Source organism: Rhodococcus sp. WY5 (assembly GCF_018588185.1).
GTDB lineage: Bacteria > Actinomycetota > Actinomycetes > Mycobacteriales > Mycobacteriaceae > Rhodococcus_F > Rhodococcus_F qingshengii.
The window spans coordinates 1,499,160-1,520,374 of the sequence record NZ_JAAMPR010000001.1; the positions used below are offsets into that span (position 1 = coordinate 1,499,160).

At 63.0% G+C, this 21,215-nt stretch carries 18 protein-coding genes; 8 read left to right on the plus strand and 10 right to left on the minus strand.

Annotated elements, in window-relative coordinates; translation table 11 throughout:
• Positions 1–9: 9 nt before the first annotated feature.
• Together G4D79_RS06865 and G4D79_RS06870 are read right to left on the minus strand one after the other, a co-directional pair.
• Entirely contained in the window at positions 10–864 is an 855-nt protein-coding gene (locus G4D79_RS06865) for an alpha/beta fold hydrolase (RefSeq protein WP_099697208.1), read from the minus strand.
• Positions 861–1,445: a TetR/AcrR family transcriptional regulator gene (locus tag G4D79_RS06870; protein ID WP_230359246.1), complete on the minus strand. Its 585-nt coding sequence runs from the start codon at positions 1,443–1,445 to the stop codon at positions 861–863. Before G4D79_RS06870 ends, G4D79_RS06865 begins: the two co-directional genes overlap by 4 nt.
• Positions 1,446–1,561: 116 nt before the next feature.
• Between G4D79_RS06870 and G4D79_RS06875 the strand changes: the two genes are divergently transcribed.
• A complete protein-coding gene (locus G4D79_RS06875) occupies positions 1,562–2,995 on the plus strand; it encodes an amidase (protein ID WP_054188292.1) in 1,434 nt (477 codons plus the stop codon).
• On the opposite strand, the gene G4D79_RS06880 is transcribed toward G4D79_RS06875, so the two are convergent.
• From G4D79_RS06880 to G4D79_RS06895, 4 genes are read right to left on the minus strand one after another with little or no spacing between them, the layout of a single operon-like run.
• Positions 2,992–3,627, minus strand: coding sequence for a DUF5701 family protein (locus G4D79_RS06880; RefSeq protein ID WP_099697207.1), 636 nt, complete (start codon positions 3,625–3,627; stop codon positions 2,992–2,994). The genes G4D79_RS06875 and G4D79_RS06880 overlap by 4 nt on opposite strands.
• 10 nt (positions 3,628–3,637) lie before the next feature.
• Positions 3,638–4,282: a TetR/AcrR family transcriptional regulator gene (locus tag G4D79_RS06885; RefSeq protein WP_042451661.1), complete on the minus strand. Its 645-nt coding sequence runs from the start codon at positions 4,280–4,282 to the stop codon at positions 3,638–3,640.
• Positions 4,270–4,533: a hypothetical protein gene (locus G4D79_RS06890; protein WP_007730221.1), complete on the minus strand. Its 264-nt coding sequence runs from the start codon at positions 4,531–4,533 to the stop codon at positions 4,270–4,272. The genes G4D79_RS06885 and G4D79_RS06890 overlap by 13 nt, the downstream gene beginning before the upstream one ends.
• Positions 4,530–4,964, minus strand: coding sequence for a hypothetical protein (locus G4D79_RS06895; RefSeq protein WP_099697206.1), 435 nt, complete (start codon positions 4,962–4,964; stop codon positions 4,530–4,532). The genes G4D79_RS06890 and G4D79_RS06895 overlap by 4 nt, the downstream gene beginning before the upstream one ends.
• Before the next feature lie 140 nt (positions 4,965–5,104).
• Between G4D79_RS06895 and G4D79_RS06900 the strand changes: the two genes are divergently transcribed.
• Positions 5,105–6,433: a diacylglycerol kinase family protein gene (locus tag G4D79_RS06900; RefSeq protein ID WP_099697205.1), complete on the plus strand. Its 1,329-nt coding sequence runs from the start codon at positions 5,105–5,107 to the stop codon at positions 6,431–6,433.
• On the opposite strand, the gene G4D79_RS06905 is transcribed toward G4D79_RS06900, so the two are convergent.
• The 3 genes from G4D79_RS06905 to G4D79_RS06915 all read right to left on the minus strand — a co-directional run bounded on the left by G4D79_RS06905 (position 6,414) and on the right by G4D79_RS06915 (position 12,835).
• The gene (locus G4D79_RS06905) at positions 6,414–7,799 is read right to left on the minus strand and encodes an FAD-binding oxidoreductase (RefSeq protein ID WP_099697204.1); all 1,386 of its coding nucleotides are present in this window, start codon (positions 7,797–7,799) and stop codon (positions 6,414–6,416) included. The genes G4D79_RS06900 and G4D79_RS06905 overlap by 20 nt on opposite strands.
• A gap of 118 nt (positions 7,800–7,917) precedes the next feature.
• Positions 7,918–11,313 carry a BTAD domain-containing putative transcriptional regulator gene (locus tag G4D79_RS06910; protein ID WP_099697203.1) on the minus strand — a complete coding sequence of 1,132 codons (3,396 nt, stop codon included), beginning with the start codon at positions 11,311–11,313 and terminating at the stop codon, positions 7,918–7,920.
• 76 nt (positions 11,314–11,389) lie between these two features.
• Positions 11,390–12,835: an MFS transporter gene (locus G4D79_RS06915; protein WP_099697202.1), complete on the minus strand. Its 1,446-nt coding sequence runs from the start codon at positions 12,833–12,835 to the stop codon at positions 11,390–11,392.
• Positions 12,836–13,008: 173 nt separating this feature from the next.
• Here G4D79_RS06915 and G4D79_RS06920 point away from each other — a divergent pair, with 173 nt between their 5' ends.
• From G4D79_RS06920 to G4D79_RS06935, 4 genes are all read left to right on the plus strand, one after another.
• Positions 13,009–13,668, plus strand: coding sequence for a response regulator (locus G4D79_RS06920; RefSeq protein ID WP_180279560.1), 660 nt, complete (start codon positions 13,009–13,011; stop codon positions 13,666–13,668).
• Positions 13,665–15,359 carry a two-component system, sensor protein gene (locus G4D79_RS06925; protein ID WP_099697201.1) on the plus strand — a complete coding sequence of 565 codons (1,695 nt, stop codon included), beginning with the start codon at positions 13,665–13,667 and terminating at the stop codon, positions 15,357–15,359. Before G4D79_RS06920 ends, G4D79_RS06925 begins: the two co-directional genes overlap by 4 nt.
• Positions 15,360–15,433: 74 nt before the next feature.
• Positions 15,434–16,111, plus strand: a complete 678-nt coding sequence (locus G4D79_RS06930) for a GAP family protein (protein ID WP_180279559.1) — start codon at positions 15,434–15,436, stop codon at positions 16,109–16,111.
• 25 nt (positions 16,112–16,136) lie between these two features.
• Positions 16,137–17,711: a carboxylesterase/lipase family protein gene (locus G4D79_RS06935; protein ID WP_003943103.1), complete on the plus strand. Its 1,575-nt coding sequence runs from the start codon at positions 16,137–16,139 to the stop codon at positions 17,709–17,711.
• A gap of 4 nt (positions 17,712–17,715) precedes the next feature.
• Here G4D79_RS06935 and G4D79_RS06940 read toward each other — a convergent pair whose 3' ends face one another.
• A complete protein-coding gene (locus G4D79_RS06940; protein ID WP_099697199.1) occupies positions 17,716–19,674 on the minus strand; it encodes a BTAD domain-containing putative transcriptional regulator in 1,959 nt (652 codons plus the stop codon).
• Positions 19,675–19,772: 98 nt separating this feature from the next.
• On the opposite strand from G4D79_RS06940, the gene G4D79_RS06945 reads away from it, so the two are divergent.
• Both G4D79_RS06945 and G4D79_RS06950 read left to right on the plus strand, forming a co-directional pair.
• Positions 19,773–20,651, plus strand: coding sequence for an alpha/beta fold hydrolase (locus G4D79_RS06945; protein WP_003942926.1), 879 nt, complete (start codon positions 19,773–19,775; stop codon positions 20,649–20,651).
• 71 nt (positions 20,652–20,722) lie between these two features.
• Complete coding sequence (locus G4D79_RS06950) at positions 20,723–21,208, plus strand: hypothetical protein (RefSeq protein WP_081558609.1); 486 nt, start codon at positions 20,723–20,725, stop codon at positions 21,206–21,208.
• Positions 21,209–21,215 lie beyond the last annotated feature (7 nt).

Here is a 21,215-nt window from a genome sequence, read left to right on the forward strand (position 1 = left end):
AATAGGGAATTAGGCGAGGGCGCGAAGGAGTGGAGTGGGGTCCGCGACGACGAACAGATGGCCGCCTCCGTTGATCTCTTCGAAGCGAGAGTCGGGAATCAACGAGTGTGCCCAGCGGGCTACTTCGATGGGTACGTTTCCGTCGTCGGTTCCGTGTAGGAAAACCGTTGGTACCGAGATCGATTGGAAGAGTCCAGGCATCTCGTGGCGATACCGAGCCAAGTCGACAACCCCTGCGGATCCGCCCTGTGCGATCCCTTCGGATGAATCCAACTGGAGGGCGGGGCGATGTACCTCGTCGGTCATGACTGCCTGATCGGCGGCCGGCCAGATCGAGACTGAGTCGCTGCGTAGCTTGGAGAACACTCCGGTTCCTGCGAGCATTGCGCCGGCCACACGGGGAGCCCAGGTGGCGGCAAAGTACAACGCAGATACCAGTTTTATTCTGCGTCGCAAAGTATCTCGCGGTGCCCCGGGGATCATGGCGCACGCCAGCACCAGTTTCGAGACTCGTTCGGGAACGGCTGCAGCGACTGCGAGCGCGTAACCGCCGCCTCCGGAGAAACCCATCAGTGTGGCCGAGCCCAACTCGAGGTGATCGACCAGGGTGACGAAGTCGTCGTCCCAGGAATGAAATCCCTTGTCCGTGTACGGATCCGTGCGTCCGAAGCCGGGTCGATCGGGGACTATCAGCCGTATGCCTGCCGTCGAAGACGCGTTGTGGAGTGAGAGCCCTTCGTATCGGCTGCCAGGTGATCCGTGGGCCACGACTACCGGGTTGCCAGTCGGATCGCCGTACTCGCAGAATGCGATACGACGCCCCGACGCGTCGCGAATTTCGGTTGTGGTCACGCTGCTCGTCATGATGTGGTTCCTTGCTGCGCGATCGACGCCACACCGTCCAGGATGAGGGCGACTCCGAACTCGAACCTTCGGGTGGGATCGTGATGAAGTGCGAACACCGATGCCTCGCGTCGATCGGCAGGTGCGCTGTCGAAAGCGCCGCGTCCCAATTGAATTGCGACGTGTCCGGTGACGAAATCATGCAGCGCGCCGTATGCGTACGTGGCCTGCTCGTCCTCGAGGCCTGCCAAGGAAAGGGCGCTCACGACTCGGTGGGCGGTATCGTCGGCCCCGGGTGCTTCCAGTGATGCCTGCCGATGGGCTTCCAGGACCAGGGGATGGCGCATCAGGAGGTCGTGGAGGCCGTAGGCGAACGTGCGGGCAACCCCGCGCCAGTCGGTCGGCCAGTCGATCGACGAGACGGCTTCGCCTACGAGAGTCGAGATCAGATCTCGCCTCAAGGCGTCGATGCCGCCGGTTGTGCGGTGGACGGACATCGGCGATATGCCGAGTCGTTCGGCGAGCACTCGAAATGACACCGCATCCAGGCCGTCCGTATCGGCGATCTCTGCCGCGGCATCAAGAATCTGTCTGTGACTCAATGCTTTTGGTCGACCAGCCCTTGCAGAGCTGGTGGATTCGGATACCATGCTGACAACAATAGCGATACGCGTATCGAAATTACAAGTGTCCATCGACCTCCAAGGAGCGCTGCCCGATGACCGATCTCCATCAACTGTCCGCCGTCGAACTTGCCGGTGTTATCGCCGCCAAACAGGTCTCGATTCCCGAAGTCACCAGGTACTTCGTCGACCGTGCGACCACTTCCGATGACGTCGGCGCCTTCACGACGATCGCCGGGGAGCACGCAGTCGCCCTCGCCGAACAAGCGCAGCGCAGGTTGGACGAGCGGGACGCCGGGCCCCTTCCGCGTCTGTTCGGCGTTCCGACGGCAATCAAAGACCTCGACGCAACGCGCGGCATTCGCACGACCTTCGGATCGGCGCTCTTTCGCGACTTCGTGCCGGACGCTGACGACGAGATCGTCGAGGCGATCCGAGAAGGTGGGTTGATCGACATCGGTAAGACGACGGTGCCCGAGTTCGGGGCAGCCTGTTACACCGAGCCGGAAGTCGCTCCGCCTGCTCGCAGCCCGTTCGATCGCACGCGGAGTGCCGCCGGCAGCAGTGGCGGCGCTGCTGCCGCCGTCGGCGCTGGTCTGGTGCCGTTTGCACAGGGAAGTGACACCGCCGGTTCGTTGCGTTCGCCGGCAAGTACGTGCGGAGTCGTTGGCCTCAAGCCGAGCCGCGGTTTGATCACGATGGGCGTGGCGGGGCATGACAACTTCGGATTTGCAAGCAAGGGGCCGATCGCCCGGACAGTTCGCGATACCGCTGCGCTGCTGGACGTTCTGGCGACGCGACCCGGCGCCGGAACTATCCACCCGCCTCGGCCGAAGTCGTTCGAAGAGTTCGTCGTACAGGCTGGGGGAGTTCGGGCTCGCCCCTTGACCGTCGCTCTTGCTCACGGATCGGTCTCCGGCGGAGCCGTGGATGCGCAGCTCTCGGCTGCTGTATCGAAGGTTGGGTCTGTGTTGGAGGGGCTGGGTCACAACGTGTTCGAGCGACCGCAGGCTCGCGATGACATTTTCATCGATGCTTTCGTCAAGATGTTCTCGTCATTGGCGGGAACCAAGCCGATCCCGGAGGAGTACGAACACCTTCTGCGTCCGATAGTGCAGCACTTGCGAGTTCAAGCAAACCAGGTGTCTTCGGGTGAGCTGGCCGCGGCAATCGGTATTGTTCAGGCCTGGGCGCGGCGATGGAGTCTCGACTACGCCGACGCCGACCTTGTTGTCACTCCGACTGTGACGAAGCCGCCGCTTGCGATCGGGGAGTTGCGCAACGACGAAGATCCCGCGACCGAACTGATCGACATGGTCGCTTTCACCGGAAACACCGTCGTCGCCAATGCAACCGGTTTCCCGTCGATCAGTCTGCCACTCGGTTGGACGGAAGACGGCGTTCCACTCGGCATCATGATCTCGGCGAAATGGGGTTGCGACGCGGAATTACTTTCTGCCGCTGCAATGCTCGAGGCCGAGATGCCGTGGAAGGATCGGTACCGATTCGACCGCGCAACCGTGCTCTAGTTCGGGAGCGGTACCCGGTCGCTCGCCGATGCGAACCCCAACCACGTGTGGCGGTTACCCCACCAGCACCACCCGACTTTCGGGGCTTTGCGGTTGTCTTTGCCGTCGCGACCGGTTCCGTTGCTGATCCACACGGCGGGAGTTCTGGTGTCGAAGGATCCGTCAGGTTTGCGCAGTCGGGAGCCGATGGTCATGAAACACTTTCCGCGTTCGAGAATGTCGGGGCGCTGCAACAGCCAGTGGATGCCTTCGGTAAGCGTCAGCGGCGTACGGTGTGCGTCGACGATTGCGGGCAATGCTTCGTCCGGGCTCCAGTTGGCCAGGTGATCCCCGCGGTCGACTCCACTGAGCAGATGTAATGAGCTTTCGGGCAGCGTTGCCTGCTCGGTGGGGGCGAACAAATCGACGTCCGCCATGTCGACGACTATGAATCCGCGCTTGTTCTCGAGCTCGAGCAGCGGAGTCAGAACTGAAGCCGGAGCCAGTTTTTCGTGCACGGTGAGTAGTCCGACATCACCGTGCCCGGTTGCGGCCTCCCTGACATCGCCGGCAGAAAGTCCGGCCATCTCGTGAACACCGAGTTCGATCAATCGCTCGGCCTGCTGATCGATGGGCGGGAGGTCGAAATGCATATCTGCGATCCTACCGATCGTGAGCAGAGCGATCGGAGGGTTCGGCCGCGAGGGAAGTCGGCCACGCAACGCCCAACGCGCGCATGATGAACGGGACGGTGGTCGCTACGACGGCGTCCACTCGGTCGCCGGCCATGAGCATCGGGCGTCGGCTTTCCACGCAGGCGAGGATGAGTTGCGCGGATGCGGCAGCATCGGAATCGACAAAGACACCGGCGTCGACACCTTCCTGGACGACCTGTTCGACCAGAACCGACAGCGGGACAATATGTTCGAGGAAACTTTCGCGATCCTGCGCTGACAACAATTCGACCAACGCGATTCCTGTGAATCGTTGCAGTGAGAACTCGACGAGTGTCAGTTTGACGAGGATTTCGAGTCGGTCCACAGGATTCTCGCGGTCCGCGAGTTCACGCTCGGCCAGGAGTAGGAATCTGTCCATCTCGCGTGTGGACCAGGCGAGCAGCAACGCGGATTTGTCGGGGAAGTAGTTGTACACCGCTGTCCGCGAGACGCCGGCCGCCTGGGCCACGGTCTGCAGCTTCACGTTTTGCCAACCCTGCTCGTGAAGTTCGCGAATGAATGCGTCCAACATGGCTTCTCGGGTGGCGATTTTGTGCTCTGCGGTCGTCGCACCACCGGTCAACTTCGGCATGGTCGATCCTCCTGGGTCTGATTGACGGTCACGGGGAGGTCGAACAGGTCCGCAACAAGGCGCGGATCACCTTGCCACATCGAGACGGGTGCGAGCATCATCTGCTGCGCGATCGAGCGTACGGATCGGCAGACCTCTTGTTCTTCGGCGAGTGTGAGCGTCGTGCGTTTGCGCAATCGCTCCATCTCCGCGGTAGTGAGATCAGTGATCCATTCCTCAGCTGCAAGCGAGAGGGGTGAATCCGGTGTCACGACCGATCCAACTCGGCACTGGAGAACCGCGAAGTCATCACGGACAGCGTGATGACGGCGACGACCGAGACGGCGTGTGCCGCCGCCAGCCAGAGCGACTCGGGTGCATGTTTGTGAAGGGTGGGCGCCATCAGCATGGCCATGAGGAGGGCGAGACTCGACAACATCGCGGGACCGTTGGGGCGGCCGACAAGCAGGCTGACCAGAAGAACGAGCGTGACGACGCTGCACGCCACATCTACAGGCGGGTACGTGGCCGGAACGATTCCGCTGACAGTGTCGGTGAAGTTCAGCCCGATCGACACCAATTGTGCGAGACCTGTCGCGCCGGCCAACCAGGCCGTCCAACGTAGTCCGTGGAGTCCGGCTTTCCGAATGCCGGTCAGGGTTCCTTCGGCGGATTCCCACGCTTCGGACGTCGGTGTTGTCACGGCTACTCCTTTTTATGACGAGGTGTCGTCATAAAGTAGCAGTGCGCGATCGCGAGATTCTTGCCGGTAGGTGACTGGCCTGCTTCGAAGGGATAGCGTCGAAGTACCGGCCGAAATGACAATCGCGGGGAGGTGGCTCGATGACGACCTCTGCCCACACGGATCGGCCCTCGTCGAAACAGAGTTGGTTGGCGCGCGCAGCCTTTGCGGCCCTGGTTCTTGCAGTCGCGGTGCTCCTGATCTTCGCCGGACTGAAAACCTTGACCATGCTGATCCTGGGGATCGGTGGGGTGGTCGTGTGCGTCGTGGCCGTGTACTGGTTTCTGACGACCCGCGGATTCCTCCGCTGGCTCTCGTTGGCCGTGGCGGTTCTGACGCCGATCGTGGTGCTCACCTTCCTGGTCCGAGAACGACTCCTGTGGGTGGTGCTGCTCGCGATCGGGTTGTTCGTCGTAGCCGGTATCTGCGCTCGCACCGCCTTGGCGGGGGAGGAGAAGGAATTGCCGGTTGTCGAGCGACCGGCACCGCCGCCCGTCAAGCCGTTCTTCGTGATGAACCCGAACTCCGGTGGTGGCAAGGTCGAGAAGTTCGACTTGAAACGCAAGGCCGAGGAACTGGGGGCCACGGTCGCACTGCTCGAGGGGCCCGAGAAGATCGACGTGACGGCCTTGGCCAGGCAGGCGGTCGCGGACGGCGCCGACCTACTCGGTGTTGCCGGTGGCGACGGAACACAGGCACTGGTTGCTGCTGTCGCGGCCGAACACGACCTGCCCTTCCTCGTCGTCAGCGCGGGAACGCGCAACCACTTCGCCGCGGATCTGGGGCTCGATCTCGAGGATCCATCTCGGTGCCTCGACGCGCTCGTCGACGGCGTCGAGGTCACGGTGGATCTGGGAAATGTCGGCGGTCGAACTTTCGTCAACAACGCATCGTTCGGGGCGTACGCCGAGGTAGTCCAGAGTCCGGAGTACCGCGACGCCAAGACCAGCACCTTCTTGCAGATGCTCCCGGATCTCCTCGCCGGACGTGCCGGAGCGGTGCTGACCGCGCGCTCCCCGAGCGTGTCCGCGGTGGGTCCACAGGCTGTGCTGGTCAGCAACGGCCCGTACGAGATGAACGACCTGGCGGGGCTCGGTCATCGGCCGCGATTGGACCGGGGCACTCTCGGAATCGTCGCGATCTCCGTCAGCAGTGCACGTCAGGCCATCGGGTTGCTCCATAGGGCGCATCAACACGGTCTGGCTCAGGGCACCGGATTCGAGGTGATCGTCGACGCCGACACCGACGAGATTCCGGTCGGCGTCGACGGCGAGGCGCTGGTGATGCCAACTCCGGTCAGATGCACGGTCAGTCCGCAGGCGCTGAGGGTCAGAGTCCCCCGAGATCGACCGGGTATCCGTCGCCCCCGGCACGCCTGGGATCTGGTCCGGTTGCGAGAGTTGGCGAAGTTCAGGAGATCCGGCGCATGACCTGACCGACGGCCAGAACTCCCTGTGGATCATGCGTGTCCGCCAAAGCGCTCAGCCAGTGAGCGGTGTCCTCGTCGTAGGTGCGGGCGATCTTCTCCGGGTCGACGCTCGGCGCGAAGTTGGGCAGTGCATGCCCGTTCGTCCATGGCGCCATCGTTCGTCCGAGAGTCTCGGCGTGCGGGACTACCGCGTCGACCATCGGTGGGGCAAGAACTCCGACGGTGAACAGCGAGAAGGCAGCGTCCCGATGGCAGAAGGCGCTGCGGTGCTCAGGTTCCCGTGCGAGGGCGCCCCCGAGGAGACGTAATTCGACGACGGTTTGGGGTGAACCGGATCCGGGGCCGGCAGCGGCGAGCAGTGCGTCGACGGCCTCGTGTGACAGCTCGTTGGTCAATGCCGTGGATTCGTGCGTCGGCATCGGGTCGACGGGATCGGCGTGCACTGCCCCGAGGGCGGCATAAGGCAGCACACCGACTGCGTCGATCAAGGGTGTTGCGATTGAACGGATTCGGTCGATCAGTGACTTGGCATCGGATTCCTCGGCAAGACTTGCGAATCTGACCGCGACGGTGAGCCTGCCGGCCAGCGGTGGCGGAACCTGTGGAAGGGGTGGAAGTTGCAGAAAGGCAAGAGAGGTCGAGCTGTGCTCAGGCAGGTCGGCGCACCAGTCCAGCCAGGCGTGCGCGACCGCGCTTGCATCTGCGCCGTCGAAATAGAGTGCACCGCCGTAGAAGTGGGTGACCGGTAGTAGGTCGATCTCGATGGCTGTGACAATGCCCAGTGTGGCCTTGCCGCCGCGCAGTCCCCAGAACAATTCGGCATGTTCGACGGGGGTGACATGAATGAGTTCGCCACTGCCGGTGACGATGTCGAACGAACGAACGTGATCCGACGACAGCCCGTACGTGCGCACCAACGGGCCGATGCCGGCGCCGGTGAGGAAGCCGGCGACTCCAACCGTGGGTGAAGAACCTGCCAGTGGCGCCAAGCCGTGGGGTGCGGCAGCGTCGATGACGTCCTGCCAGATCAAGCCCGCGCCGATTCGGGCAGTGCGGTTTTCGGGGTCGACGACGCACTCCGTGAGCCTGCCGGTGTGGACGAGGAGAACGTCACTGCCGAGAGGGACCGCGCCGTGGCCGGTGCGCTGAACACCGACGCGCAGACCCAACTTCGCCGCGAATCGCACAGTTGCGGCAATGTCTTGCGCGCTCTCGACTGCCACCACAGCGCCAGGCGCGACGGGAACCGCTGCATTCCACGGAATCGCCAACTCGTATCCCGTTTCGCCAGGCAGGGAAACGGAGCCGGTCACCTCTGCGCGCAGTGATTCGACCGCGGCGTCGAGCGTGGGGGTTTGAAGGTTCATGGTCTTCCTTTCCTCATCCGTCTTTCGGTCAAGGGAAGGATGTCCGAACAGGCTTGGGTGGTTCTTGACGTATGTATCCCGAGCGGATCCAAGTTTTATCCAAGCGCATTCTCGCAGTTCAGGGCCATGTCGATCGCGCTCGTTCAGCTACGCCCCGCATGCCGAGTGTCTCCGATTCGGCCGCCACTTCCGTCAGCTCCCGTTCACGTTCGGCGGACGGCTCTCGGAGCTGCGCCCGAAGCAGTCGACAGCGCAGCAGTGTTGGTGCTCCGCCGGAGCCAGTTGCGATCTTCTCGGCCTGATCCAGGAGAGTCGATGCCTGCTCGACGTGACCGAGAAGCGCGTGCAGACGCGCGGAGGCTTCGGCAACCGAGCCCAGTTCACCGACATGGCCTACCGTTGCGATGCAGCCGGTGTGTGGCGAGAGAAGGCCGATGAAGGTGTCGGCGTATTCGACCAGTTCCAGATCAGCCACGACGCGTGCAAGTAGTGTCTGGTGTCCCAATGTCGTCCACGTCTGTGGCCCGCGATTGATCAGCCACTTCTTGATGCCTTCGGAAGTGGCGTCGCGCTCGCCTCGGGCGGCGTCGATGGCGATGTTCCACGAATCAGGTTCCACGACACCGGGATCAGATTCTGCCAACGCACCTCGCTCCCACTCCAGAGTGTTGAACGCCAGATCTGCGCTGCCAGCCGTGTACAACTCCGTTTGCAGATGGATCTGCCTGGCCGTCTCGTACTGCCGGCGGGCTTGCGCGAAGTCTCCGTACCATTCGGCGAGAGTTGCTTCCATCCAACGTAATTGGACCCGAACCACCGGGAGTCTCAGTAGCTCGCAGCCGATGATCCCCTGCCTGACGTGTTTGACGGCAGCATCGACATTGGCCAGATTCATCTCCGTCATGCTCGCGACGGCGTGTGCGACGACGCTGTCGACACGCGATTGTTGGTGCGGCAGTTCGAAAAGCTCGCGCAGTAGGCGCATGGACTCCGCGCTGTGCACCGCGACTCCGGAGAAAAGCAGAATCCGTCCGAGCAGCGCGTCCGCGATCACATCCGGATCGTCGAGTTCGCGGGCGATGTCGAGAGCACGGGCGCTCCATCGATTCGGGATCTCGGCTTCGGGGTGGTAGCAACTTCCCACCGCCAGCGCAGCAAGAACCCGTGCGTGAGCTGACCTGTCGTTCTCGACCAAGGGCTCGACCGCCGCGAGCCGTTCGAGCAGTGGTCCCGGATCGGTACCGTAGGAAACCCACGGCCACGCACCGGCGGCCCGAAGTAATGCGCCTGCCAATCGTCCGACGGCGGAGGTTCGCCCCTCCCGAACAGCCTCGAGGAGACCGGCATTGACGACGTCGAGAACTGTCTGCCCTCGACCTGCGCGGGCGAGGGCCTCGACTCTGGCCACCAGCAGGTCGTCCCGATCGTCAGCGGATTGCTGGGACACCGGAAGTAAGTCGAACGCGCGGACAGCTGCCTCCCACCACTCGGCCGCGGTCTCCGAACTCCACCGATCGGTCGCATCCTGAGCTGCAGCCGTGCATGCCTCCAGAACGACGAGTGGATCGACCAGGGGAAGTGCCGACATCAGATGTTGCGCGCGGCGGCTCAGCCGGTCCGGATCGGAGGAATTTTCGAGCACTTCGGCAACTCGGGCATGTATCCGCTGGCGACGAAGCGTGGGTATCGCTTCGAGGACTTCGTCTCGGAGAAGGCCGTGAGCAAAGACGTAACCGCCGTTTGCCGAGTCCGCGACGATGATTCGTTCATCAGCAGCCGCGTCGAGATGGTCGGCGAGAGTGTCGACATCGAGACGGGTGGCTGCGGCCAGTGTGTACACCTCGATGGCGTCGCCGATAACTGCGGCAACCCGAAGAGCGTGCAACACTGCCGGTTCCACTGCGGCAAGCCGTCGACCGAGGACAGATCGAACGGCGACGGGGATGCCGTCGCCCAGTCGCTCGTTCCGGGGAAGCCTGGCGTACTCCGAGACGAACAGCGGGTTGCCGCCGGTTCGTTCCGCCAGGGTTCGCGCCTCCGCGTCGTCGAGCGTGTCCCCGGAGACGCACCTTGCGAGTGTTGCAACCTCGCCCTGCGCGAGCGCCGGCACAATCATGGTTCGGTTTCCTTCGCCGTGGAGTACGGCTTCCTCGAACTTGCGCACTGCCGGCCCGACTTCCGAGTCTCGGAGCGTCGACACGAACCAGACTCTGGCACTGGTCATTGCGCCGACCAGGTAGGTCAGACAACGAAGGGACGTGGGATCGGCCCATTGAATGTCGTCGATGACGACGGTCAACAGTGCATCTTTCGCCGCAGCTTCGATGGTGGTGCGAACCCGTTCGTAGACGGCAAATCTCGCTTCGTCCGGATCGATGTCCGTCGGCGGCGTCAGTACGAAATCGGCGTCGGCTCCGAGTTCCCGAACCAGTCGGCGGATCGGCCACCACGGCGGCGTTCCGTCGTCCTCCGGGCAACGTGCCCAGACGGTGGCTCCTCGAATGGACGTTGTTCTCGACGAACACTCCTCGGCGAATCGTGTCTTGCCGATGCCGGCGGGGCCGGTCAAGATCAACCAGCGAGGTGAGCCACGGCGAACGTCGTCGAGCATCTTGTCGGCGACAATCGTCTGAGCGTCGCGCCCGACGAACAAGCGTGAGGAATCCGTCTCGGGCATCGCTGCTAACGCTGGGGGAGAAGCCGGGACCGACACTTGTTCGGCCCCCGTCCATCCCGGAGTGCGCGGCCAGGCGGCCAGGCCGGGTTCGTGGCGCAGGATCGCGCCTTGCAATGCTGTCAGCTCCCCGCCGGGCTCCAGTCCCAGCTCGGCGTCGAGCCGAGACGCGTGTAATCGAAACTGTTCCAAGGCTTCCGGTGACCTGCCCGCCCGATGCAGGGCAACCATTCGCAGCCAGCAGGTCCGGTCGCGGAACGGGTACTCGCCACAGAGTTGAGCAGCTTCGACCAGCGCGGGTGCCAGGCGCCCCAGAGCCAGAAGCGCCGTTATCCGGGTCTCCCGGCACTCGGTCCGCACTTCCTCGAAGGCTGCGGCTTCCACCTCCACCCAGTGCGCGTCGTTCAGGTCGTCCAGAAGCTGCCCCCGGACCGAGGCGAGGGCACGGTCAGCGGTCGTCAAAGCCTCCTGCCACCGTTCGTTCTCAGCGTGTTGTCGCGCCGTTTCGGCGTCGTCGAGAAACACCGACAGATCGACGTCTGCCGGAGCGACCTCGAGGACATAGCCCGGCGATTGACGCACTATCGGTGACGCCGTACCGGTTTCGACGCGTAGCGCTCGGCGCAGGTTGGAGATGTACGCCTGGATGCTTGCCATCGCACTCGCCGGTGCGTCGTCGTGCCAGAGAGCATCGATCAGCCGGTCGGTGGAGACGACGCGACCACGGTTGAGCAGTAGAACGGCAAGGACCGTTCGTTGTTTTCGAGGGCCCAGATCGATCACGTCGCTCGTCGCCGGACCCCGTGCGACCTCCAACGGCCCGAGCAGTCGATAGATCATCCGTTTCCCCTCGTACCTGCGGATGCAGGACGGTTCGATTCTAAGGAGCGAAATTCATACATGCAGGACAAAACGGTCAACTAGTTCTCGTCAACATCTGCTCGGATTCCTCGGAAAGAGTCTGGTTGACGCTGGTAGTGCGCAGCGTCGCCGCACAGACCAACGCACCGAGAGCTGCGATGAAGGCTGCGACAAACAGTGCCAACCGAAGTCCACCGACAAAGTCGTCCGGTGATCCGCCGGGCAGCATCGACTGCGCCGGAAGGAAGGCGCCGAGCACGGCAACCCCGACTGCGATGCCGGTCTGCCGGAACGCGTCGTTGATCCCTGCGGCCAATCCGGAATGGTTCGAAGTGCTTTCGCCCAGAACCAACCCACTCATGACGGGGTTGAACACCCCGGCCCCCACGCACGCGACAACAAATCCGGGAAGTATCGCGTACGGCGAACTGGTCACGTCGACGACGGTCATCATGACCAGCCCCACCGAGACGAGTAGAAGCGAGCACGTCAACGAGACCGAGACGGGGATGCGCCCGTCCAATTTCGCGGTGGCGCCCGCGACGAAGAACATCGCTATCGTCGCCGGTAGATACACCAGGCCGGCGTCCACGGGAGACAGATGCAGCACGTTCTGCAGGTAGATGGTCGTGTAGACGAACACCGCGAACAGGGAGGCGGAGATCGAGAACGCTGCGATCTGCGCTCCGGCGAAGGCCCGATTGGCGAGCAGATGCGGGGGCAGCATGGGCTCGGTGGTACGAAGCTCGTGCAGGGAGAAACCGATCATGGCGGCCGCGGCGATCACCGCGGCGATCATCGGCTGCGGCTCGAACCACCCATCCTCGTTACCGCGTAACAAACCGAACACCAGAGCTGCCAGGCCGGTGGACACCAGAATCTGCCCGGGCACGTCCGCGCCGCGAGGTCGAGGATCGCGTGACTCGGGAACCCACCGCACCGTCATCGCCAGTGTGATCAACCCGATCGGAACGTTGATCAAAAAGATTGCGCGCCAATCCAACAACTCGGTGAGCAACCCGCCCACCAGTGGGCCGACGGCAAACGCGCCCCCGATCGTGGCGCCGTATGCAGCCAGAGCAGTCGCGCGCTGGCGACCCTTCTCGAACACGTCCGCCAGCAAGGCAAGTGAGCAGGCGAAGAGTACGGCACCGCCGATACCCTGAGCGGCCCGCGCGAGGTCGAGCACCCAGATGTTCGGCGCCAGAGCGCAGAACAGAGATGCCGTGGTGAACCACAGAATGCCGATGATGAAAACATGGCGTCGACCCCGTCGGTCTGCCCACGATCCGGCGCTGAGAACCACCGTCGCCAATGCCAGCGTGTACGCGTCGATCACCCATTGCAGGGCGCTGACTCCGGTATCGAGATCGGATGCGATCGACGGCAGGGCGGTGTTGACGACGGCGATGTCGAGCATGAGCATTGCGGTGCTCACGCATACTGCCAGCAAAGTGGCTCGTCGTACTGCGGTGTTCTTCGGGGTGATCGGTGCGGTCATGGCCCGTCCTGATGGTCGAAGGGGTGTGTACTCGGAACACCCTGCGCTCCGACGCTTGGGACATATCGGGCGAAATGCTTGGAACCCGCATGGTTGATAACTGCCGTGTTACTCGGAATCCGTCACCACCTGCTCGGTCGAATACGCACTCTCCCAACGGTTAATCTCTGGTCATGGAGACCAGCCAGTGGGTGCGACGGGTGTTGGTGGTGGAAGACCAACCACTGATGCGTGCGCTCGTCGGTGACACGCTCACACACGCCGGTTTCGTGGTCCATACGGCCGGATCGGCGGTCGAAGCGCTCACGGAGTTCGACGGATTCGATCCTGACCTCTTGGTCACGGACATCGACCTTGGCGTGCGGCCGAACGGCGTCGATCTCGCGAACATCGTCACCGTGAAGGCTCCGCATTGCGCGATCGTGTTCCTGACGAACTACCCCAACGCATCGACAGCGCCAGGTTCTGCGGGTGTGCCGCCGAAATCGCTGTTCGTGGACAAGGCGGCTGTCCAGTCGGCGGATCAGTTGATCGGCGTAGTGGAGGCCGCGTTGACGGAAACCGAGCCACCGGCGCTCGGGAGTGATCCGGACTCCGCCTTGTCGAGCCTCACCAGATCACAGCTCCATCTTCTGCGTTACATCTCGCTCGGGTGGTCGAACAGCGCAATCGCAGCGCATCGTGGGTCCTCGATCCGAGGTGTGGAGAAGCTCATCGCGCGCACTCTCGAGAGCCTGGGATTGACGCACGATTCGTCCACCAATCCGCGAGTGCTTGCTGCGAGTATCTTCATCCGCCATTTCGGTGTGCCCGAAGTGACCGACTCGGTGTGAACCCGCGCGAGTGGTGGCTTCGACTCGGTGATCGGAACATCGTCACCAAGTGGTCCTGGATTCTGACGCTGCCGTTCGCGGTGACCGTGATGGCCAACTACTACCTGTGTACCGGGGTGCGCGAAGTAGGCGTGATGGCAGTCGGCGCCTTCGCGACCCACTGCGTCGTCGGGCTGATGCTGCTGATGGCGAGGGCTGTTCTTGCAGCGCACCGATCGCAGCTCGCAGCCCTGGCCCTGTTCGCAGTGGTCGGCGCGATCCGCCCGTTCGTCCTCGACGCGATCACCCGCTCGCTCGAACTCCCCGTCGACCCCAGACCGATGCTCGTCCGTGTGGCACTCAACGTCGTGTGCAGCGTTGTCTTCTTGTCGTTGACCGCCGTACTGGTAAGCGCTCTCCGTGACCGCCTCGCGCTGCAACGGAGTTTGAAGGTTGCCGGGGCCGCCGTCCAACTCCAACAGACCCGGGATCGATTCCGCCTCGGCCAAACCCGTGCGCAGTGTCGGCGAGAGCTCGAGCGCAGTATCGAGACGGTCATGCACGCGGTTGCTGAAACGGAACTCGAGGGAGTGCGAGGAGCAGCTCTCTTGAAGCGAATCTCCGACGACGTGGTTCGCCCGATGAGTCATCGACTGTTCCGGGAGATTCCCCCGATCGAATCACCGACGCCGACTGTGCGGCTGACGGCGAGAGATCGACTGATCGGCGTCGTACGCAGTGTTGAACCGGCGCCACTGTACGTACCGGTGTTCGCGTACACGGCACTGGTGACCGTCTACCTGCTCACGACTTACGGCGTGACGTTCACGGCGGTCCAGCTCGGCGTCGGTTTCTGGCTCTTCGTCGGTGGCAATGCGTGCGCTCGCCGAGTTGTCAGCAGCGGAGACGGCCCTCTGAGACGGATCGCGACTCTTTCTGCGGTGTACTGCTCGAGTGCGCTGATCAGCAGTACCGCGACGTGGCTGCTCCTGACGGTGTTCGGCCGTACCCCGACTTTCTATCTCTCGTCGATGGCCGTCTACCCGTTGGTTGCGCTGTCCGTCTGCCTGATCAGGGCTGCGGATACGCAGCGTCAGGACGAGGAGCGTCAACTCCGCAGTGCCCTGAGCCGGCAAGCGCTCGATGCAGCTCGTATCCATGCCGAGCTCATGCACACCCGACGTGGACTGGCCAGGTTGTTGCACTCGTCGGTGCAGGGCGAACTCGTAGCGGCCGCATGGTCTTCGGGCGCCGTTGCCGGTCGCCCAGTCGATGTTGCGGCAACCATTGCCCACATTCTCGACGGCTTGGAAAGCGACCTGTCTGCGTCATCCGATAAGCCGGCTGACTCCGATGCCCGAAAGCGTATCGATGATCTTGTCACGGTGTGGCGATACGCAATTCCGGTCGTCAGTCACGTCGACGACGAAGTCTGGGCGGTGATCGGTTCCGGCTCCGCTCGGCTCGACAGCGTGGTGGAGATCCTGTCGGAGGGACTGACCAACGCCGTGAAACACGGTGCAGGAGGGCCCGTCTTCCTCGAGGTGACACTCGCCGATGCTCGGGCGGTAGTAGTGCGGATCAGTTCGCCGGGTCGGCTGCCGGTGGCACGGGACTCAGGGATCGGGCTTGAATCGCTCGCCGGTACGGTAACGTCCCTCGAACTTGTCGAAGAGGAAGACCGGGTGGTCCTCACAGCCGTGCTTCTGTGACACCGTGAGTGGCGATGTCGTGGAGGCCGAACGTTTCGCCAATGGCCGGATTGGCCGCTTGTACGGTCGCAGAAATGGAATCGATTACTGCGCAGCTCATCCCACTCGCCACCGGCGTCGTCATCAGCCCGATTCCTCTGGTTGCGATCATCGCGATCCTGCTGTCCACTCGGGCGAAGGCAAATGCATTCGCGTACACCGCGAGCATCGTGCTGGCCGCGGCAGCGATCACAGCAGCGACGGCACTCTCGACCACCGGAGTGGAATCGAAGTCCAGCGGCAGCGCGCATACCGTCCAGACGGTGTTCGCCGTCGTGTTCACTGTCGGTTTTCTGGCGCTCGCGTACTCGAGTTGGCGTGGCCGTCCGAAAGACGATGCCGAGCCGGCGATGCCGTCGTGGCTGGCGCAGATCGACTCGATGCAACCGGCCAAAGCTGCGGTTCTGGGACTGTTGTTGACCGTACCCAACGCGAAGAACCTGCCGCTCGAACTCAAGGCAGGTTCGATCATCGGTGGCGGGCGCCTCGGCTGGGTATCAGTGATCGCGTACTCCGTTCTGTTCGCGGTAGCGGCGTCCATCGCCTTGATCGTGCTGTCAGCATTGGCTGCCGTGCCCTCGGCGAAGGTGACCGATGCACTGAGCGCCACCAAAAGCACTCTGATCCGCCACAATGCGGCAATCATGACCGTTTTGTTCCTGATGCTGGCAGCATTGGAACTCTCGCACGTTGTCGAAGCCCTGTCGAAGTAGCAACTTGTTTTCGAGGAGAAATCGAATGACGATCACACCCAGCGAAGCGCCGGTAGTCGAGACAACGTACGGGCCGGTTCGAGGATCGACGAAAGGCTCGGTGTCGAGTTGGAAGGGGATTCGTTACGCGGCACCTCCGGTCGGTGCGCTGCGATTTCGCGCGCCGGTTCCGCCGCAGCCGTGGACCGAGGTCCAGGACGCAACAGAATTCGGGCCGTGTGAGCCGCAAAGTCGGCTCGCGATGATCCCGCTCGGTGAGAACGTTCCGATGGACGAAGACTGCCTGTTCCTCAACGTGTGGGCACCGGGCCCCGTCGGTTCTGATGCGCCGGGTAAACCGGTGATGGTCTGGATTCACGGCGGAGCGTATTTCCGCGGAGCGTCCAGCCAACCACTTTTCGACGCAACCACATTGGCTGAGAACGGCGACGTTGTCGTCGTCTCGATCAACTACCGCATCGGTGTGTTCGGCTTCGTCGATTTCTCGTCCTTCAATTCGAGTGAACATACCTTCGAGCCCAATGTCGCTCTCCGCGACATGATTGCAGCGCTGCAATGGGTTCAAGGCAACATCGCGGCTTTCGGTGGCGATCCCGACAAAGTGACGTTGTTCGGCGAGTCGGCAGGTGGCGGCGCGGTGACGACGCTGATGACCGTCCCGTCCGCTCGCGGCCTGTTTCATCGCGCTATTGCCGAGAGTTCGCCCGCCACTTCGGTGTACGGTAGTGAACGTGGTGAGATCGTCGCGAAGCTGTTTCTCGAGATCTTCAGCGGCGGAAGCGATCTGGGTCTGTTGCGGTCCACGTCTGCCGAAGACTTGATCGGGCCGTCAGACGAACTGTTTGCTCGCGTCCCCCAGGAGACGCCTGGCACTTTGGCGTTCGCGCCGATCGTCGACGGTGATCTGCTCCCTGACTACCCGGTGCGCGCGTTCCGTCACGGCAATGCACACCCGATTCCGCTGATCATCGGAACCAACAAGGACGAATCTTCGCTCTTCCGGATGATGAAGTCGCCGTTGATGCCGATCGATCCCGTCGTGATCACGTCGATGTTCGCGGAGATCGCCGACGAGCATCCAGGACTCGAGCTACCGGATCATTCTCAAATCGAAGGCGCGTATTCGGGACTGTCCAAGCTGGGCGCCGGTCTCGGTTTGACCCGTGATTTCGGATTCCGGCTGCCTACGTTGTGGATCGCCGAGGCGCACAGCAAGGTTGCGCCGACGTGGTTGTATCGCTTCGACTACGCGCCGCCGATGCTCAAGGCGCTGAAGATCGGTGCGACCCACGGCACCGAACTTGCCTACGTCTTCGGCAACATCAACCACGGGGCACGAGACATTACCTACAAGTTGGGTGGCTTGAGCGCGGCGCGTCATGTCTCTGAGCGCATGCAGGCGAGGTGGTTGGACTTTGCCAGAGCTGCAGGCGATTACGACGCCGGGGACGATCGCGAACTGGGTGCGGACCCGGGGTGGCCCACTTACGACACCGACACACGCTCGACACTGTTGATCGACAAACGCGATGCCGTCGTCGCTGATCTCGACCGCGAGATCCGGGAGGCGTGGGGTGAGACGGTGATTGCATTCACCTGACGGTTCAGCCCTGCTCCAATTCGGCCAGGTAGTGCGAGACGGGTCCCACGGTGAGCATTCCGCTTCCGGCGCCGGCTATTTCGGCGGCGGCAGGTAGGAGCGCCGCTCGCGCACGCTCCTTGACTCGACGGTCGCCGACTGCAGTCGCCGCTGCGGCAGTCAAGCACCACAGTGCCTCGGAGAGTAGGTCTTCGGGCGGGTCCGGCAATGCCTCGACGGCCTTCGCTGCTTCGTTCGTCTGCCCCTGTGCGATGAGCAGGTGTGGCCGGGCCCAGGGTTCGTAGGGGCCCCACTGCGTGGTCGGGTCGAAAATCGCCGGCAGTCCCCGCCATACGCGGAGGGCGAGAATTGCGAGAGGGAGTATGCCGTCCGCGAGACCCGGCATGCCGGCATCGGAAAGATTGACCGCCGCAGCTTCGTACAGCTTCTCGCAGTGCGCGGCCTCCGCGCCGGCAGCGGCAGTACGCATAGCGCGAAACCAGGTGGTGAACACCGCTGCCAACGGGCGTTCGTGACGTCCGGCCAATCGATCAACCGTCTCGGAATGTAGCTCGGCTGCATCGAATTGCCCAAGGGCGCTGAGGGCTTGCATGCGGATCAGATGGCCGAGGATCTCGAAGGTAGCCAGGCCGTGTCGAAAGGCGAGGTCGACCAGTTCACGGCCGATGTCGTCGCGCTCGGAGGCCAGACCGTTAGTCCAGAACGTCTGCATGAACAATCCGTTCAGAGCGAAGGCCTGGAGCCCTGGATCGTCGAGAGCGCGACCGATCTGTACTGCGGCACGGGCACATTCGAGACCGTGATGACCGGGCAGTCCGCGCGATTCGAGTGCGATTGTCGCCAACAGTCTCGCCCGAGCGGGTTCGTTGCCGCCCGGAAGTCGATCGAGAGTGCGCTGAGCGGCCTCGACGATCTGCGTAGCCTGCCGAGGATCGTCGGATCGCGTCCAGATCCCGGGCACGTCGTAATTGCCGATGATCCGCGCGGTGAGTTCGACGTCGTCCAATTGTTCAGCGGCGCCGATGATTGTCAGTCGTTGGTTTCGGGCAGTCTCGAGTCCGCTTCCGCCCGCAACTGCCAAACTTCGGAGGAGGCCGACGGTTGACTCCAGTCTCGATTTCGATCCTGCCGCTACGGTCCGGTCGTACGCTGCCGAAACCTGACTGAAGATCTGTTCTGCCCCTGCAGGATCCAGGTGGGTTTCCCGGCGGAGAATGTCGGACTCGAGGTCGTTCAGCCGTGGGCCAGGGTCGATGCCCAACTCTTCGGCGAGTAACTTCCGTGCGCGACGTAGGACTGCCAGAGCATCGCCTTGACGATCGGACCGGTACAGCGCGAGAGCGAGTAGTCGCCAACCATCCTCGCGCCAAGGGTGTTCCGTCACGTGGGCATCCAGATCGGGAATCGCTTCGGCAGCTCGCCCGAGATCGAGCTGCGCGGATGCCAAGCGTTCGACGGCAGTCAGACGCAGTTCCTCCAAGCGTGATCGCTCCGTTCGGGCCCAAGGCTCGTCGGCGAACTCCGCGTAGGCCGGCCCTCTCCACAGCTGCAGCGCGGTTCGGAGCAGTTCGAGTGATTGCGCCGGCGTCGAATCTGCGGCTTCTCGCACCAGTCTTTCGAATTCCCAAGCGTCGACCGCGTCGGGTGCTGCATGAAAGGCGTAACCGGGCCCTTCGGTGACAATGACTTTCGGCTTCTTTCGCGGCGCGCGATCCGGTTCGAGCGCACGCCTCAATGCGGAAACGAACGTACGTATTGCGCTGGTAGCGCCGGACGGAGGATCGACCCAGAGGTCGTCGACAATCACGTCCACGGGAACAACACGTCCGCGGGCGACGACGAGACGAGCGAGGACCGCTCGGTGTCGTGGACCCTTCAGATCGATCTGGTGTGAAGACTCGTTCCACGCGACCACGGGTCCGAGCACTCCCAAAGCCGGGGCTTCAAATGTGTGGTCTCGCATTTCCCCACGCTATCGCGCTCATCGAACGCTCATCGACTGCGGCGAAGCTGATTGCCATCACCCCGACCTGCCATCACCCCGACTAACGAGAGCGATCGATGACTATCACCATTCCAGGCTTCGACTACCAGCAGATTTCCACAGCAGACGGAGTGCGGCTCAACGTCGCGGTCGGCGGAAGCGGAACACCACTCGTCCTTCTGCACGGCTTCCCTCAGACTCACCTCATGTGGCGTCACGTAGCCACTGCCTTGGCGTCGGATCACACCGTCATCTGCCCGGATCTCCGCGGATACGGAGCCAGCGACAAACCGGTCGAGGAAAACCCGGACACCTACTCCAAACGAACAATGGCTGCCGACATCGTCGAGGTGGCGAGGAAATTGGGACACGAGAAGTTCGCCCTCGTCGGCCACGATCGTGGCGCACTGGTTGCCGTCAGAGCGGGGCTGGATCATCCGGATGTGATCACGCAACTCGGCTCGCTGGACGTGCTCCCCACCCTGGATATGTGGGACATCCTGCATGGATCGAATGCTGCTGTGGCGTTCCATCTCTATCTCATGGCTCAGCCACCTGGTCTTCCCGAGCAGATGATCAGCGCCAGCGCCGATGCGTTCTTCGAGTACTTTCTCGACGTGTGGACGCAGAACCGCGAAGCGATTCCGGTAGACGTGCGGGCGGAATACCTGCGCGCCTCACGGGAGGCGGTGCCGTCGATCGTTGCTGATTACCGGGCGTCGGCAGGCATCGACATCGAACACGATCAGTCCGATCGGGAGGCGGGCAACCAACTGCACATGCCGGTCACGGTCATTCAGCAGGACTGGGGCTCGATGCTCGGCTACGACGCCGAGGCCCTGTGGAAAGCGTGGGCGCCCGATCTCGAGCACCGCACGCTGTCCGCAGGTCACTTCATGGCAGAAGAGGCGCCTGCCGAAGTGGTCGAGGCGATCCGGACCCTACTCGAGAGGTAGTTTTGACGCTTCTCGGCTGTCGAGGTACTGGCGAGCGCATCACGTGCGTCGCGAATGGACGAGGGGGATCGATGGGTTTCTCGCTGCACTTCATGCGGGTGACGAAGGACGTGCAACTCGATGTTGATCGGGCGGCGGTCGCCGCTTTCCTCGATCAGCACGGGCTGCGCGTGGTCGAGAGCCCGTACGGAGGCGAGATCGTCGACCGTGACGACAGGGCATTGACGATCGACGGGGCCTTCTCCGACCTTCATCTCGACTCGCTCGAGCAGAGCGATCCACTCAGTGGTGGAATCTTCCACGCGACGCTGTCGCCTGCCGAGTGCGCGTTCGTCTACGACCTCTGCGCGGCCGCTGGGTTCCTGATCGTCAACCCTCAGGGTGACCCGACGTTTCTCGTTCCTCAGCGCAATCACGAGCCCGACGACGTTTCCGAGTTGGAGGACGTCGTCTGGGTCGACAGCGCCGAGGAACTGGCGCGGGCGCTCACCGGAGGATTCGAAGCGTTCCGCGAGTTTCGGGACCGCGTGACAGGACGAGCCGCCGGCGCCGAATGATCGGGGC

What these genes read in the sequence shown, in the direction of transcription:
- G4D79_RS06865 (WP_099697208.1), bottom strand. Translation starts at nt 864, where the DNA reads ATGACGAGCAGCGTGACCACAACCGAAATTCGCGACGCGTCGGGGCGT.
- G4D79_RS06875 (WP_054188292.1), top strand. Translation starts at nt 1,562, where the DNA reads ATGACCGATCTCCATCAACTGTCCGCCGTCGAACTTGCCGGTGTTATC.
- G4D79_RS06880 (WP_099697207.1), bottom strand. Translation starts at nt 3,627, where the DNA reads ATGCATTTCGACCTCCCGCCCATCGATCAGCAGGCCGAGCGATTGATC.
- G4D79_RS06885 (WP_042451661.1), bottom strand. Translation starts at nt 4,282, where the DNA reads ATGCCGAAGTTGACCGGTGGTGCGACGACCGCAGAGCACAAAATCGCC.
- G4D79_RS06900 (WP_099697205.1), top strand. Translation starts at nt 5,105, where the DNA reads ATGACGACCTCTGCCCACACGGATCGGCCCTCGTCGAAACAGAGTTGG.
- G4D79_RS06905 (WP_099697204.1), bottom strand. Translation starts at nt 7,799, where the DNA reads ATGAACCTTCAAACCCCCACGCTCGACGCCGCGGTCGAATCACTGCGC.
- G4D79_RS06910 (WP_099697203.1), bottom strand. Translation starts at nt 11,313, where the DNA reads ATGATCTATCGACTGCTCGGGCCGTTGGAGGTCGCACGGGGTCCGGCG.
- G4D79_RS06915 (WP_099697202.1), bottom strand. Translation starts at nt 12,835, where the DNA reads ATGACCGCACCGATCACCCCGAAGAACACCGCAGTACGACGAGCCACT.
- G4D79_RS06920 (WP_180279560.1), top strand. Translation starts at nt 13,009, where the DNA reads ATGGAGACCAGCCAGTGGGTGCGACGGGTGTTGGTGGTGGAAGACCAA.
- G4D79_RS06930 (WP_180279559.1), top strand. Translation starts at nt 15,434, where the DNA reads ATGGAATCGATTACTGCGCAGCTCATCCCACTCGCCACCGGCGTCGTC.
- G4D79_RS06935 (WP_003943103.1), top strand. Translation starts at nt 16,137, where the DNA reads ATGACGATCACACCCAGCGAAGCGCCGGTAGTCGAGACAACGTACGGG.
- G4D79_RS06940 (WP_099697199.1), bottom strand. Translation starts at nt 19,674, where the DNA reads ATGCGAGACCACACATTTGAAGCCCCGGCTTTGGGAGTGCTCGGACCC.
- G4D79_RS06945 (WP_003942926.1), top strand. Translation starts at nt 19,773, where the DNA reads ATGACTATCACCATTCCAGGCTTCGACTACCAGCAGATTTCCACAGCA.
- G4D79_RS06950 (WP_081558609.1), top strand. Translation starts at nt 20,723, where the DNA reads ATGGGTTTCTCGCTGCACTTCATGCGGGTGACGAAGGACGTGCAACTC.